This window comes from Castellaniella hirudinis (assembly GCF_042651965.1).
Classification (GTDB): Bacteria; Pseudomonadota; Gammaproteobacteria; order Burkholderiales; family Burkholderiaceae_B; genus Castellaniella; species Castellaniella hirudinis.
Genome location: NZ_JBHSDY010000004.1, coordinates 14,171 through 28,665 on the forward strand (window position 1 = coordinate 14,171; position 14,495 = coordinate 28,665).

The 14,495-nt window shown below is 67.9% G+C and carries 10 protein-coding genes and 1 tRNA gene; 8 read left to right on the top strand and 3 right to left on the bottom strand.

Annotation, left to right across the window (positions count from 1 at the left end):
- Position 1: 1 nt before the first annotated feature.
- Positions 2-1,312, bottom strand: coding sequence for a trigger factor (gene tig / locus ACFO0J_RS07155; RefSeq protein WP_376812382.1), 1,311 nt, complete (start codon positions 1,310-1,312; stop codon positions 2-4).
- Positions 1,313-1,424: 112 nt separating this feature from the next.
- On the opposite strand from tig, the gene ACFO0J_RS07160 reads away from it, so the two are divergent.
- Positions 1,425-1,509, top strand: a tRNA-Leu gene (locus ACFO0J_RS07160).
- Between the two features lie 63 nt (positions 1,510-1,572).
- Here the strand turns inward: ACFO0J_RS07160 and ACFO0J_RS07165 are convergent.
- Positions 1,573-2,592, bottom strand: a complete 1,020-nt coding sequence (locus tag ACFO0J_RS07165; protein ID WP_376812383.1) for a LysR family transcriptional regulator — start codon at positions 2,590-2,592, stop codon at positions 1,573-1,575.
- Positions 2,593-2,728: 136 nt separating this feature from the next.
- Here ACFO0J_RS07165 and ACFO0J_RS07170 point away from each other — a divergent pair, with 136 nt between their 5' ends.
- Genes ACFO0J_RS07170 through ACFO0J_RS07180 form a run of 3 tightly spaced genes read left to right on the top strand, consistent with a single transcriptional unit; the run spans position 2,729 to position 8,614 of the window.
- Complete coding sequence (locus ACFO0J_RS07170) at positions 2,729-3,946, top strand: efflux RND transporter periplasmic adaptor subunit (RefSeq protein ID WP_376812384.1); 1,218 nt, start codon at positions 2,729-2,731, stop codon at positions 3,944-3,946.
- 10 nt (positions 3,947-3,956) lie between these two features.
- Complete coding sequence (locus ACFO0J_RS07175) at positions 3,957-7,166, top strand: efflux RND transporter permease subunit (RefSeq protein ID WP_376812385.1); 3,210 nt, start codon at positions 3,957-3,959, stop codon at positions 7,164-7,166.
- Entirely contained in the window at positions 7,163-8,614 is a 1,452-nt protein-coding gene (locus ACFO0J_RS07180) for an efflux transporter outer membrane subunit (RefSeq protein WP_376812386.1), read from the top strand. The genes ACFO0J_RS07175 and ACFO0J_RS07180 overlap by 4 nt, the downstream gene beginning before the upstream one ends.
- A gap of 18 nt (positions 8,615-8,632) precedes the next feature.
- Here ACFO0J_RS07180 and ACFO0J_RS07185 read toward each other — a convergent pair whose 3' ends face one another.
- On the bottom strand, positions 8,633-9,253 hold the full coding sequence (locus ACFO0J_RS07185) for a LysE family translocator (RefSeq protein WP_376812387.1): 621 nt from the start codon (positions 9,251-9,253) through the stop codon (positions 8,633-8,635).
- Between the two features lie 313 nt (positions 9,254-9,566).
- On the opposite strand from ACFO0J_RS07185, the gene dapD reads away from it, so the two are divergent.
- The 4 genes from dapD to ACFO0J_RS07205 are packed head-to-tail and all read left to right on the top strand — an operon-like array spanning position 9,567 to position 14,419.
- Positions 9,567-10,388: a 2,3,4,5-tetrahydropyridine-2,6-dicarboxylate N-succinyltransferase gene (gene dapD / locus ACFO0J_RS07190; RefSeq protein WP_376812388.1), complete on the top strand. Its 822-nt coding sequence runs from the start codon at positions 9,567-9,569 to the stop codon at positions 10,386-10,388.
- 33 nt (positions 10,389-10,421) lie between these two features.
- A complete protein-coding gene (dapE, locus tag ACFO0J_RS07195; protein ID WP_376812389.1) occupies positions 10,422-11,555 on the top strand; it encodes a succinyl-diaminopimelate desuccinylase in 1,134 nt (377 codons plus the stop codon).
- 45 nt (positions 11,556-11,600) lie between these two features.
- Positions 11,601-12,497, top strand: coding sequence for a 50S ribosomal protein L3 N(5)-glutamine methyltransferase (prmB, locus tag ACFO0J_RS07200; RefSeq protein ID WP_376812390.1), 897 nt, complete (start codon positions 11,601-11,603; stop codon positions 12,495-12,497).
- Positions 12,494-14,419, top strand: coding sequence for an ABC-F family ATP-binding cassette domain-containing protein (locus tag ACFO0J_RS07205; protein WP_376812391.1), 1,926 nt, complete (start codon positions 12,494-12,496; stop codon positions 14,417-14,419). The genes prmB and ACFO0J_RS07205 overlap by 4 nt, the downstream gene beginning before the upstream one ends.
- The last annotated feature ends 76 nt before the right edge of the window (positions 14,420-14,495 follow it).

A 14,495-nucleotide genomic window follows, 5' to 3' on the forward strand; every position in this document is an offset into this window, starting at 1 on the left:
CTCAGCGGGCACCCATCAAAGTATCAAAATCAACGGCCTCGTCAGCCACCTGAGCGGCCGCCAGCACGTGGTCGACCAGATTGTCTTCCAGGACCAGCGATTCGATCTCGGCACGACGCTGGCGGTCGGACAGGTAGTAGGCCACGACCTGGGCGGGCTGCTCGTAGCTCTTGGCGAACTCTTCGATGCGGGCGCGGACTTGTTCCGGCTTGGCCTTGAGGTCGGCGGACTGGACGAGTTCGCTGACCAGCAGGCCCAGGCGCACGCGGCGCTCGGCTTCCGGACGGAAGGTGTCTTCCGGGATGGGGATGCTGTCGGCGTTGGGCAGCCCGCGCTGCTTCAGTTCCTCGCGCGCGGCGGCGGTGCGGTTGGCGACTTCGCCGTCCACCAGGGCCTTGGGCAGATCGAAATCGCAGGCGGCCGCCAGGGCGTCCATGACGCTGGCCTTGGTGCGGTTTTTCGCACGGGCCTGGGCTTCGCGTTCGACATTGGTGCGCACATCGGCCAGCAGGGCGTCCACATCGCCTTCGGCCTGGCCCAGGGCGCGGGCGAAGTCGGCGTCGATCTCGGGCAGTTCGGGCTCGGCGACTTCCTTCACGGTAATCGTGAATTCAGCCGTCTTGCCGGCCACGGCGGGGCTGCCGTAGTCTTCCGGGAAGGCCAGCGGGAAGACCTTGGTCTCGCCGGCCTTCAGGCCGGTCGCGGCGGCTTCGAATTCGGGCAGCATGCGGCCCTGGCCCAGCACGAAGGGGAAGTCCTGGGCGGTGCCGCCTTCGAAGGCCACGCCGTCGATGGTGCCGGCGAAGTCCAGGGTGACGCGATCACCGCTCTGGGCGGCGCGGTCGGCAGCCGGCTTGAAGACCGTGCGCTGGCGGCGCAGGATGTCGATGGTCTGCTGCACTTCGGCATCGCCCACCTGCACGGTATTGCGGGTGACCTTCAGGGCAGCCAGGTCCGGCAGCGTGATCTCGGGATAGACCTCGAAGGTGGCGGAAAACGACATCACGCCTTCTTCGGTCTCGTCGACCTTGGGTTCCAGGTTGGGGGTGCCGGCCACGCGCAGCTTGGCGTCCTCGATCACCTTATCCAGGGATTTGCCGATCTGGCTGTTGATCACGTCATAGCGGACCGACGGGCCATGGCTGCGTTCGATGACCGACAGGGGCGCCTTGCCGGGACGGAAGCCCTGCACCTTCGCCGTCTTGGCGACGCGCTTGAGCTGCGCCTGGACTTCTTTTTCGATGTCGGCGACCGAGACGGTCAGATCAACGCGGCGCTCCAGGCCGGACAATTTTTCAACCACGGGCTGCATTCGGAACCTATTGAAAGATGAACAATAAACGGGGTATTTTAGCGGAAAGTGGAAAGCCTCGTAGGCGTCCCGAAACGCCCGCCGAATCACGTTATAATGATTGGCTTGTCTGGCGAACGTGGCGGAATTGGTAGACGCACCAGATTTAGGTTCTGGCGCCGCAAGGCATGAGAGTTCAAGTCTCTCCGTTCGCACCACGCGGCTTCCATCTCCCCTCCAGGCTTCGCGCCCCCCTGCTTCCAGCCACCGAAACGCCCGGCCTAGTACGCGCTTTCCAGCAGGTTCTGCCGCTCCATGATTTCCTGCAGCCCGTTGGACGTCGCCCCCTCGCACGCAAACCGGCAGTTCTGATCCAGCGGATAGTTGCCCCGGCATTTTTCCATCAGCACGCACCCCTGGAAAACCTCGGTGATCCAGTCGACGAACACGTGGACCTTGGAAGACAGGTGCCGGCTCTGCTGATAGACGACGGAGATCGGCATCGGCGGCGGCGCCCAAGGCTCCAGGACCTCGATCAGCTCGCCTGAATCCAGATGCGGCTGGACCATGTAACGCGGCGGCTGGATCATGCCGAACCCGGCCAGCCCGGCGCTGACGCAGGCCTCGGCATCGTTGACGGACAGGGTGCTTTTCATCGGGACATTCACGATTTCACCTTCCACCTGGAAGCTCCAGTCCACTGTGCGCCCAGTCCGCGCCAAAAAATAATTGACGGCTTGGTGACGGCTCAGGTCCTCGATACGCTCCGGTGTCCCGAAGCGCTCGAGATAGGACGGCGCCGCGCACGTCAGCGTCCTGAAAACGCCGATGCGCTTGGCGATCAGCGTGGAATCCCGCAATTCTCCGATCCGCAGCACGCAGTCGACGGCCTCCTGCACCATATCGACCACCCGATCGCTCATGCCGACCACCAGTTCGATCTCCGGATAGCGATGGTGGAATTCGCACAGCCTGGGCATCAGCACCAACCGGCCCAGGTAGGGCGGCGCATCGATGCGCAGGCGGCCGCGCGGGCCGCGCGCACGGTCACGGAAAGACGATTCCGCATCATCGACGTCGGCCAGGATGCCGGTGCAGCGCTCATAGTAGGACGCACCGTCCGGCGTCAGGCTCAGACGGCGGGTGCTGCGGTTCAGCAGTTGCGCCCCCAGGTGTTTTTCAAGCTTGCGGATGATCGTGCTCACGGTGGCCCTGGGCATGCCCAGGCTGTCAGCGGCCAGGGTGAAGCTGTTGGCATCGACGACCCGCGTGAAGACGCGCATGGCTTGCAGATGATCCATCTCGGTGCTCCGGGCGCGCGGCCAGGCGGGCTGCGTGCCATTGTTTGCTGTATTTGAACAGTGATAACAAAAATTGGATATTTATCCAAATTTGCGAATAACAAATAATAGCGCACTCTTCAAAAGGAATCCCGCCATGCCTTCTTTCCAAGCACGACACGTCGCCCTTGCGCTGGCCGGACTGCTGCTCGCCGGCGGTGTGCTGCTGATGCGCGAAAGCGTCGGCACACCCGCCGGCGGCGGCAAGCCGCCCCCGGCGCCCGCAATCCAGGTGGACGTCGCCACGGTCCGGTACCAGGCCATCACGGACTGGCACGAATATTCCGGCCGCCTGGAAGCCGTGGACCGGGTCGAAATCCGCCCCCTGGTGTCCGGCACCCTGACCCAGGTCCATTTCCAGGACGGCGCGCTGGTCCGGCGCGGCGACCCGCTCTTCACCATCGACCCGCGTCCCTATCAGGCCGCCGTCGATGAAGCGCAGGCGCAGTTGACGGCAGCCACCGCGCAAGCCGCCTATACCGGCGCGGACCTGGCCCGGGCCCAGCGCCTGCTCGCCGGCAACGCCATCGCCCGGCGGGACTTCGAGGAAAAACGCAACGCCGCCCGCGAGGCCTCGGCCCGCGTGCAGGCCGCGCAGGCCGCACTGCAGTCGGCGCGGCTCGATCTGGAGCACACCCGCATCGTCGCCCCCATCAGCGGACGCGTCTCGAAGGCCGAAGCGACCGAAGGCAACGTCGTCGATCGCGGCAACGCGCGGCCGCTGACCACCATGGTCTCCGTCTCGCAGCTCTACGCCTCGTTCGAGATGGACGAACAGGCTTTTCTGGGCATGAACGGCGCGGCGGCCACGGGCGCCGGGGCGACCGTCCCCGTGTCCATGGGACTGGCCAATGAGCAGGGATACCCCCGTCAGGGCCGGCTGGCGTTTCTGGACAACAGCCTCGACCCCCAGACGGGAACGATCCGCGTGCGGGCGCTGTTCGACAACCCGGACGGCCGGCTGCGGCCCGGCCTCTACGCCAGGGTCCGCCTGGGCGCGGGCGCGCCTCACGAGGCTGTCCTGCTGCGAGAACAGGCCATCGGCACCGACCAGGCCAAGCGCTTCGTCATGCTGGTGGACGCCGCCAATACCGTCAGCTACCGGGAGGTGACCCTGGGCGCCAGCCGGGAAGGCTGGCGCGTCGTCCAGAGCGGCCTGGCGGCCGGCGACCAGGTCGTCGTGAACGGCCTGCAGCGCATCCGGCCGGGCGACACCGTGCAGCCGACCCTGGTCCGCGCCGACGGCAGCGCACTCGCGGCGGGCGACGCCGCCCCCCTGCCCGGCCCGGCGCCGGATGCACAGCACCGATCCTGAGCAGCCCCACATGAACATTTCCAAATTCTTCATCGACCGGCCGATCTTCGCCGCGGTCCTCTCCGTCCTGATCCTGCTGGCCGGCCTGCTCGCCGTCTTCCGTCTGCCGATTTCCGAATATCCGGAGGTCGTGCCGCCCTCGGTCGTCGTGCGCGCGCAGTTTCCCGGCGCCAACCCCAAGGTGATCGCCGAAACGGTGGCGGCGCCCCTGGAGGAAGCCATCAACGGGGTCGAGAACATGCTGTACATGCAGTCGCAGGCCAACAGCGACGGCAATCTGGCGGTGACGGTCAATTTCCACCTGGGCATGGACCCCGACAAGGCCCAGCAGCTGGTGCAGAACCGGGTCGCGCAGGCCCTGCCGCGCCTGCCCGAGGACGTCCAGCGCCTGGGCGTGACGACGGTCAAGGCCACCCCCACCCTGACGATGGTCGTGCATCTGGTCTCGCCCGACCAGCGCTATGACCTGACCTATCTGCGCAACTACGCCGTCCTGAACGTCAAGGACAAACTGGCGCGGATCCCGGGCGTGGGCGAAGTGCAGCTCTGGGGCGCGGGCAACTACGCGATGCGCGTCTGGCTGAACCCGGAAAAAATCGCCGAGCGGGGCCTGACGGCCAGCGATGTCGTCGCCGCCATCCGGGAACAGAACGTGCAGGTCGCCGCAGGGGTCATCGGCGCGGCCCCCAGCAGCCCCGACGTCGCCATGCAATTCTCGGTCAACGCGCAGGGCCGCCTGCACACGGAGGAGGAATTCGGCGACATCGTCCTGAAATCCTCTGCCGACGGCGGCGTCACCCGGCTGCGCGACGTGGCGCGCATCGAACTCGCCGCCTCGGACTACGCCCTGCGGTCCCTGCTGGACAACAAACCGGCCGTGGCCATGGCGATCATGGAGGCCCCGGGCGCCAACGCCCTGGCCATTTCCGACGCCGTGCGCCAGACCATGCAGGCACTGTCGGCCGACTTCCCTGATTCGCTGGAAAGCCGCATCGTCTACGACCCCACGCAATTCGTCCGCTCCAGCATCAAGGCGGTCGTGTCGACCCTGCTCGAAGCCATCGCCCTGGTCGTGCTCGTGGTCATCGTCTTTCTGCAGACCTGGCGCGCCTCCATCATCCCCCTGCTGGCGGTGCCCGTCTCGATCATCGGCACCTTTTCCCTGATGCTGGCGTTCGGCTACACCATCAACGCCTTGTCCCTGTTCGGCCTCGTGCTGGCGATCGGCATCGTCGTGGACGACGCCATCGTGGTGGTCGAAAACGTCGAACGCAACATCGAGGCCGGCCACAGTCCCCGCGACGCCACCTATCGCGCCATGCGCGAAGTCAGCGGCCCGATCATCGCCATCGCGCTGACGCTGGTCGCTGTGTTCGTGCCGCTCGCGTTCATGACGGGGCTGAGCGGGCAGTTCTTCAAACAGTTCGCCATGACGATCGCCCTCTCGACGGTCATCTCGGCATTCAATTCCCTGACGCTGTCGCCGGCGCTCGCGGCCCTGCTGCTGAAACCCCATGACGCCAGGCCGGATGCGCTGACCCGGGGCATGGACCGCGTCCTGGGCGGCTTTTTCCGCGCGTTCAACCGCACGTTCGGACGGGCCTCCGACGGCTACGCGCGCGGCGTGGGCGCCGTCGTGCGCCGCAAGGGCGCGACTCTGGGGGTCTATCTGGTGCTGCTCGCGCTGACGGCGGGAGTCGCGTATATCGTCCCCAGCGGTTTCGTGCCCGGACAGGACAAGCAATACCTGGTCAGCTTCGCGCAACTGCCCAGCGGCGCCTCGCTGGAACGCACGGACGCCGTGGTCCGGCGCATGGGCGACATCGCGCTGGCCCAGCCGGGCGTCAAGAACGTCGTCGCCTTCCCGGGCCTGTCGATCAACGGCTTCACCAACAGCGCGAGCGCGGCCGTCGTCTTCATCGCGCTCGACGAGTTCGACCGGCGCCGGGACGCGTCGACGTCCGCGCAGGCCATCACCGCCGCGCTGAGCCGGCAATTCTCCGGCATCCAGGAAGCCTTCATCGCAGTATTCCCGCCGCCGCCCGTGATGGGCCTGGGCACGGTCGGCGGCTTCAAGCTGCAGATCGAGGACACGGCCGGCCTGGGCTACGACCGCCTGAACGACGCGGCCCAGGCCTTTATGAACAAAGCCGCGCACACGCCTGAATTGGGGCCCGCTTTTTCCAGCTACCAGATCAACGTGCCGCAGCTCGACGTGGATCTCGACCGGGTCAAGGCCAAGCAATTGGGCGTGCCGGTCACGAACGTGTTCGACACCATGCAGATCTACCTGGGCTCGCTCTACATCAACGACTTCAACCGCTTCGGCCGCGTCTACCAGGTCAAGGCTCAGGCCGACGCGCCCTTCCGCTCCAGCCCCGAGGACATCCTGCGGCTGAAGACGCGCAGCGCGTCGGGCGCGATGGTGCCGCTGGGTTCTCTGGTGTCGCTGACACCGACCTACGGGCCGGAAATGGTGGTGCGCTACAACGGCTACACGGCCGCCGACATCAACAGCGGCCCCGCGCCCGGCTATTCGTCCGGCGAAGCCCAGGCGGCGGCCGAACGCATCGCGGCGGAGACCTTGCCCAAAGGCATCAAGTTCGAATGGACGGATCTGACCTACCAGCAGATCCTGGCCGGCAACGCAGGCATCTGGGTGTTCCCCATCAGCGTCCTGCTGGTCTTGCTGGTCCTGGCCGCACTCTATGAAAGCCTGACCCTGCCCCTGGCCGTGATCCTGATCGTGCCCATGAGCGCGCTCGCCGCCCTGGCCGGCGTCTGGCTGACCCGCGGCGACAACAATATCTTTACCCAGATCGGACTCATGGTGCTGGTCGGCCTGGCCTGCAAGAACGCCATCCTGATCGTCGAGTTCGCCCGCGAACTGGAAGCGCAGGGCCTGTCCGCGGCGCAAGCCGCGCGGGAAGCCAGCCGCTTGCGCCTGCGCCCCATCCTGATGACCTCCATCGCCTTCATCATGGGGATCGTGCCCCTGGTGCTGTCCACGGGCGCCGGCGCGGAAATGCGCCACGCGATGGGCATCGCCGTCTTCTTCGGCATGCTGGGCGTCACGCTGTTCGGCCTGTACCTGACCCCGGTGTTCTACGTGCTGTTGCGCCGGCTCGCCGGCCGATCCGCCCCGGCCCGCCCCGCCGAGCCGGACGCCCCGCCCCCCCTCGTTCCCGCCGCGAACCCCCACGTGGAATTCCACTCATGATCACACGCTTCTCCCACGCCGCCGCGTCGGGCCTGCTGACCGCCCTGCTCGCCGGATGCTCCGTCGCCCCCACATACGAGCGGCCCGCCGTCGAAATGCCCGGCGCCTTCAAGGAGGCCCGCCTGAGCGCCGCCGAGCAGCAGCGCTGGAAGGCGGCCCAGCCGGCCGACGACCTGGCGCGGGGCCGCTGGTGGGCCATTTTCAAGGACCCGGCACTGGACGCCCTGCAGGAACACGCCATGCAGGCGAACCAGGACCTGCAGGCCGCCGCCGCGCGCGTGAAGCAGGCGCGCGCCCTGCAGAAAAACGCGCGCGCCGACCGCTTTCCTGAGTTGACGGCCGGCCTGGGCGCCAACCGCCAGCGGACCTCCGAAGCGGCCGGAGACCCCGCCAGCGCAGGCGGCACGGCCACGCTCTGGCGCGCGCAGGCCGGCCTGTCCTACGAGGTCGATCTGTTCGGCCGCGTGGCCTCGGAAGTCGATGCGGCCGGCGCCGACACCCAGCGCGCCCAGGCCCTGTACCACTCCGTGCTGCTGGCGCTGCAGGCCGACGTCGCGCAGTCCTACTTCCTGATCCGGCAACTGGACGGCGAAGCCCTGCTGTACGAGCACACGATCGCCCTGCGCCGCCTGAGCCTGGATCTGGTCGAAACCCGTTTCCGGGAAGGCGACATCAGCGAACTCGACGTCGCGCGGGCCCGCTCCGAACTGGCGGCGGCACGCGCCGAGGCGCTGGGCGTCGAGCGGCAACGCGCCGCCGCCGAACACGGCCTGGCGGTGTTGCTGGGACGCCCGCCCGCCGATTTCTCCCTGTCGCATCAGCCGCTGGCCCGGATCGCGGTGAGCATTCCGGCCGGGCTGCCCTCATCCCTGCTCGAACGGCGTCCAGACATCGCCGCCGCCGAAAGAGCGCTGGCGGCCGCCAATGCCCGGGTCGGCGCCGCCCGGGCCGCCCTGTTCCCGCAACTGGCCCTGACCGGCTCCTTCGGCTTCGAGTCCTCCGAACTGGACGAACTGCTGCGCTGGTCGAGCCGCAGCTTTCTGCTCGGCCCGCTGATCGGCACGGCCCTGAGCATGCCGATCTTCGACGGCGGCCGACGCCAGGCCGGCGTGGACCGCGCCCGCGCCCGCTATGAGGAAGACGTGGCCTTGTACCGGCAGAGCGTGCTCAAAGCCTTCGGAGAAGTCGAGGACGGCCTGTCCTCGCTGCGCCTGCTGGGCGAGCAGACCGAGGTGCAGGACACCGCCGTGGCCGCGGCAGCCCGCGCGGCCGAGCTGTCCAAGACGCAATACGAGGCCGGGTCCGTGAGCTATCTGGACGTCATCGACGCCGACCGCGAAGTGCTGCGGCATCGGCGCGCCGTCGTGCAACTGGACGGCCTGCGCGCGCATGCGGCGGTGCAGCTCATCCGCGCGATCGGCGGCGGCTGGGAGGATAGCCGGGGGTGATCGTTCAGGCGCTTGAGATCAGTCCAGCATCAGCCAGATGCCGATGCCGGCGATCAGGGCGCCGGAGACGCGATTCATCAGCCGCACATTGGAGCGGCTGGCCAGCAGCCTGCGGGCGACCGAACCGCCCATGGCATACAGGATCAGGCAGCACAGTTCCATGCTCAGGATGATGGCCAGCAGCAGGCTCAGTTGCGGGGCCATCGGCTGGTCGAAATTCAGGAAAGGCGGCAGCAGGGCGATGAAAAAGGCCCAGCCCTTGGGATTGGCAATGGCCGTCACCAGCCCTTGCATGGCCAGTTGCAGGCGGCGCGGCGCCTGGGCGCCCTCTGCCGTTTCCGGGATCGCCAGAGATCCCCTGGAGCGCCACATCTCGATGCCCAGCCACACCAGATAGGCGCCGCCGCCCCATTTGAACGCGGTGAACAGCGGCGGATATTGCAGCAACACCGTGGCGACGCCCAGCACGGACGCCGCCGCGACCACGCCGACGCCGAGCAGTTCCCCCGCCCACATCCAGGCGGTGCGGCGCACGCCGACGCTCATCCCCAGGCTGAGCGACAGCATCATGCACATGCCCGGCGTCAGCGACACCAGGAAAAAGGTCAGCAGGAAAAGCGAAAGGGTCGCCGATGTCATGGTGGAGGGCCTTTGAATCCGGGCCTGCCCCCGATGGGGCCGCAGGTATCCGCAACGAGCCGGCCGCACAGGACGTGCAGGCCGGCTCGGAATGGATCACAGTGTACTGCCGCCGCACGGCCTCCGGCGCCGGGTTGATGCCATGCAACAACACTGTCGCGCCCCCTGCCCGCCGCAGCGCCGGCACCCCGCCTGACCAGCGGGCAGGACCGCACCTGACAGCCGATTGAATACGCTCCCGACATGCCGGGACTGCGCTGATAAAATTCAGGGTTCGGCTTTTCTCCATCAAATTCAGAATCCCACTGCCATCATGCATTCCGCCCTCGAGAGCCTCATCGACACCGCCTGGGAAGACCGCGCGGCCCTGAATCCCGCCCAGGCGCCGGACGCCCTGCGCCAGGCCGTCGACCAAGTCATCGCCGGCCTGGACGACGGCACGCTGCGCGTCGCAGAAAAAATCGACGGCCAGTGGCAGGTCCGCCAATGGATCAAAAAAGCCGTGCTGCTGTCCTTTCGCCTGGCGGACAACCGCATCGTGGGCCAGGCGCCCCAACTGTATTACGACAAGGTGCCGCTGAAATTCCAGGACTACGGCCCGGACGATTTCCAGCGCGGCGGCTTTCGCGTGGTGCCGACCGCCACGGTGCGGCGCGGCGCCTACATCGCGCCCGGCGCGGTGCTGATGCCCTCCTACGTCAATATCGGCGCGCGCGTGGGCGAAGACACGATGGTGGACACCTGGGCGACGGTGGGTTCGTGCGCGCAGATCGGCCGCCACGTCCACCTGTCGGGCGGCGTGGGCATCGGCGGGGTGCTGGAACCGCTGCAGGCCGGCCCCACCATCATCGAGGACAACTGCTTCATCGGCGCGCGCTCTGAAGTCGTCGAGGGCGTCATCGTCGAAGAAAATTCCGTGCTGGCCATGGGGGTCTTCATTTCCCAAAGCACGCGCATCTATGACCGCGCCACCGGCGAGATCCACTATGGCCGCGTGCCGGCCGGGTCCGTCGTGGTGCCGGGCGCCCTGCCCGCCGCCGACGGCAGCCACAGCCTGGCCTGCGCGGTGATCGTCAAGCGGGTGGACGCCAAGACCCGCGCCAAGACCAGCATCAACGACCTGCTCCGGGCCTGAGACCCGCTCACCGCTTCCAAGGAGCCGCGCATCATGGCAGACGCCGACGTCCGCACACTGGCCCGCGCACTGATCGCCCGCCCTTCCGTCACGCCGGACGACGCGGGCTGCCAGGATCTGATCACTGAACGCCTGCAGCCGCTGGATTTCGTCTGCGAATCGCTGCCCAGCGGCCCGGTCAGCAACCTCTGGGCGCGACGCGGCACGACGGCCCCCTTGCTGGTGTTCGCAGGCCACACGGACGTCGTCCCCACCGGGCCGGAGGCCGAATGGCCCAGCCCGCCCTTCGTTCCCACGGAAGCCGGCGGCATGCTGGTGGGCCGGGGCGCCGCCGACATGAAGACCTCGATCGCCGCCTTCGTGGTCGCGGCCGAGGAATTCATCGCCGCCCATCCCGGCCATCCGGGCTCGATCGCCCTGCTGATCACTTCCGACGAGGAAGGCCCGGCCACCGACGGCACGGTCCACGTCTGCAGCGTCCTGGAAGCGCGCAATGAACGGCCCGATTACTGCATCGTCGGCGAGCCGACCTCGGTGAAAGCGCTGGGCGACACGATCAAGAACGGCCGTCGCGGCTCGATGTCGGCCCGGATCACGGTGCGCGGCGTCCAGGGCCACGTGGCCTACCCGCACCTGGCCCGCAACCCGATCCACGAACTGGCGCCCGCCCTGGCCGAACTGGCCGCAGTCCGCTGGGACGAAGGCAATGAATACTTTCCGCCCACCACGTTCCAGGTCTCGAACCTGCACGCGGGCACCGGCGCGGGCAACGTCATCCCCGGCACGGCGACGATCGACTGCAATTTCCGCTTCTCGACCGCCAGCACGCCGGACGGGCTGCAGGCCCGCGTGACGGCGCTGCTGGACCGCCACGGCCTGGATTACGACATCGCCTGGACGATCAGCGGCCTGCCCTTCCTGACCCCCCGGGGTACACTGTGCGCGGCTTTGCAGACCGCCATCGCCGAGGAAACCGGCGTCCAGGCGGAACTGTCCACGACCGGCGGCACCTCGGACGGGCGTTTCATCGCCCGGATCTGCCCGCAGGTCGTCGAATTCGGCCCGCTGAATCAGACGATTCACCAGACAGGCGAACACATTCCCCTGGACAGCCTGGCGCCGCTGAAAAACATTTACCGCCGCACGCTGGAAAAGCTGCTGGCCTGAGCACTGCGCCCGTCCGCCGGACGGGCCACACTCCTTTTGCACACCATGCCCTCTCCCCACACTGAACTCCTGACCCTGCGTGACCTGCTGCGCTGGTCCATCAGCCGCTTCCACGCCGCCGAACTGGTCTTCGGCCACGGCAGCGACAATGCCTGGGACGAGGCGGTCTACCTGCTGCTGCACGGCCTGCATCTGCCGCCCGACACGCTCGAACCCTTTCTGGACGCGCGCCTGCTGGAACGCGAGCGGCAACGCTGCGTCGACCTGATCCACGAACGCATCAATACGCGCAAGCCCGCCGCCTACCTGACGGGCGAAGCCTGGCTGCAGGGCGAACGCTTTCTGGTGGACGAGCGCGTGATCGTGCCGCGCTCGCCGATTTCGGAACTGCTGGCCGAAGGCCTGGCGCCCTGGATCGACGATCCGGACGCCGTCGAACAGGTGCTGGACCTGTGCACCGGTTCGGGCTGCCTGGCGATCCTGGCGGCCCATGCCTTCGGCAACGCCGCCGTGGACGCGGTGGACGTGTCCGCCGACGCCCTGGCCGTCGCGCAGTCGAACATCGAACTGCACGGCCTGCAGGATCGCGTCCAGGCGCTGCGCAGCGATCTGCTGTCCCAGGTGCCGCCAGACCGCCGCTACGACCTGATCGTCTGCAACCCCCCGTACGTCAATGAACAGTCGATGAAGGCGCTGCCGCCCGAATACAAGCACGAACCCCGGCTGGCGCTGGCCGGCGGCGACGACGGCATGGACCTGGTGCGCCGCATCCTGGCCGGTGCGCCTGATCTCATGGCGCCCGAGGGCCTGCTGGTGCTGGAAATCGGCCACGAGCGGGCGCACTTCGAGGCCGCCTTCCCCGGCCTGGAACCCATCTGGCTGGACACCGAGGCCACCACCGACCAGATCCTGCTGCTGCGCCGCGCGCAGCTCGCCTCGTGATCCGCGCCAGCGGCCTGACCCTGCGGCGCGGCGTCAAGGTCCTGCTGGACAACGCCGAATTCGTCGTCCACCCCGGCGAGCGCGTCGGCTTCGTCGGCAAGAACGGCGCGGGCAAGTCCTCGCTGTTCTCTTTATTGCAGGGGCAGATCGACCCCGACGCCGGCACGCTGGACATGCCCGCGTCCTGGCGGCTGGCCAGCGTCGAGCAGATTCTGCACGACACCGACCGCCCGGCGCGCGAGTTCGTCATCGACGGCGACCATCACCTGCGTGAACTGCAGGCGCGCCGCGCCGCGCTGGACCCGGACCAGGGTCAGGCGATCGCCGAACTGGAATCCGCCCTGGTCGATGCCGAAGCCTGGAGCGCGCCTTCGCGCGCCGAACAGCTGTTGGCCGGCCTGGGTTTCGCTCCCGACGAATGGGCTCGCCCGGTCGCCAGTTTTTCCGGCGGCTGGCAGATGCGGATCGCCCTGGCGCGCGCGCTGATGGCGCCGTCCGATCTGCTGCTGCTGGACGAGCCCACCAACCACCTGGACCTGGACGCCATGCTGTGGCTGGAGCGCTGGCTGGCCGGCTATCCGGGCACGGTGCTGCTGATTTCCCACGACACCGAATTCCTGGATGCGGTCGCGCGCGTCATCCTGCATTTCGAGCAGCAGTCGCTGGTGCGCTACAAGGGCGGCTATGAATCCTTTCTGGAACAGCGCGCCGAGCGCCTGCGCCAGAACCGCCTGACCATCGAGCGCCAGTCGCGCGAAGCGGCCCACCTGCAGTCCTTCATCGACCGCTTCAAGGCCAAAGCCAGCAAGGCCAAGCAGGCGCAAAGCCGGGTCAAGGCCCTGGCGCGCATGCAGACCCTGGCGCCGCTGGCCGTGGAATCGGGCATCGACATCCGCCTGCCCGAACCGGTGCAGACGCCCGACGTGCTGCTGACCCTGGAAGACGCCGCCCTGGGCTATCCGGCGGGCAGCAACGGCGCCGCGCGCACCATTCTGCAAGACGTCGGCCTGATGGTGCGCGGCGGCAGCCGCATCGGCATCCTGGGCGTCAACGGCGCCGGCAAGAGCACCCTGGTCAAGACCCTGGCCCGCGAACTGGAACCCCTGGCGGGCGGCTACCGGCCGGCCAAGGGCCTGGAGATCGGCTATTTCGCCCAGCAGCAACTGGACGTGCTGGACCCGGAACTCAGCCCGCTGCAGCACTTCGTGCGCATCGCCCCCGACACGCGCGAGCAGGAACTGCGCAATATGCTGGGCGGCTTCGGCTTTGGCGGCGACATGGTCAGCCAGCCGGTGGCGCCCTTTTCCGGCGGCGAAAAAGCCCGCCTGGCCCTGGCCCTGATCGTCTGGCGCAAACCCAATCTGCTGCTGCTCGACGAGCCCAGCAACCACCTGGACGTGGACACCCGCGAAGCCCTGGCGCGCGCACTGGCGGAATTCCCCGGCAGCGTGCTGCTGGTCTCCCACGACCGGCACCTGCTGCGCACCACCGTGGACAATTTCTGGATCGTCGCCGACGGCCGGGTCCAGCCCTTCGACGGCGACCTGGAGGACTACCGCGACTGGCTGCAGCAGCGCCAGACGCAGCGCAACCAGACCGCACGCGCGGCAGCCGGTCCCGCCCCCGTCCAGGACCGCAAGACCCAGCGACGCGAACAAGCCCAGGCCCGCCAGGAACTGGCCGCCCGCCGCAAACCGCTTGAAACGCGCCTGAAAAAAGTCGAAGACGCCATGGCCAAGGCCCAGGCCCGCCTGGCGGAACTGGACACGCTGATGGCCGACCCGGACTTCTACACCGACAGCCACAAGGACACCCGCCCCGGCCTGATGGCCGAGCACGGTGAACTGAGCAAGGCGCTTCAAAACCACGAGGAAGACTGGCTGGAGATCCAGACGGAGATCGAGGCGCTGGAGGCGTCCTGATTGCTCACGGACGGCAGGCCTCGGTCAGCGGCACATGAGGCAGCGCCCCGCCTCTCGGCAGGACGGTGTGCGCCCC

What these genes read in the sequence shown, in the direction of transcription:
- tig (WP_376812382.1), bottom strand. Translation starts at nt 1,312, where the DNA reads ATGCAGCCCGTGGTTGAAAAATTGTCCGGCCTGGAGCGCCGCGTTGAT.
- ACFO0J_RS07165 (WP_376812383.1), bottom strand. Translation starts at nt 2,592, where the DNA reads ATGGATCATCTGCAAGCCATGCGCGTCTTCACGCGGGTCGTCGATGCC.
- ACFO0J_RS07170 (WP_376812384.1), top strand. Translation starts at nt 2,729, where the DNA reads ATGCCTTCTTTCCAAGCACGACACGTCGCCCTTGCGCTGGCCGGACTG.
- ACFO0J_RS07175 (WP_376812385.1), top strand. Translation starts at nt 3,957, where the DNA reads ATGAACATTTCCAAATTCTTCATCGACCGGCCGATCTTCGCCGCGGTC.
- ACFO0J_RS07180 (WP_376812386.1), top strand. Translation starts at nt 7,163, where the DNA reads ATGATCACACGCTTCTCCCACGCCGCCGCGTCGGGCCTGCTGACCGCC.
- ACFO0J_RS07185 (WP_376812387.1), bottom strand. Translation starts at nt 9,253, where the DNA reads ATGACATCGGCGACCCTTTCGCTTTTCCTGCTGACCTTTTTCCTGGTG.
- dapD (WP_376812388.1), top strand. Translation starts at nt 9,567, where the DNA reads ATGCATTCCGCCCTCGAGAGCCTCATCGACACCGCCTGGGAAGACCGC.
- dapE (WP_376812389.1), top strand. Translation starts at nt 10,422, where the DNA reads ATGGCAGACGCCGACGTCCGCACACTGGCCCGCGCACTGATCGCCCGC.
- prmB (WP_376812390.1), top strand. Translation starts at nt 11,601, where the DNA reads ATGCCCTCTCCCCACACTGAACTCCTGACCCTGCGTGACCTGCTGCGC.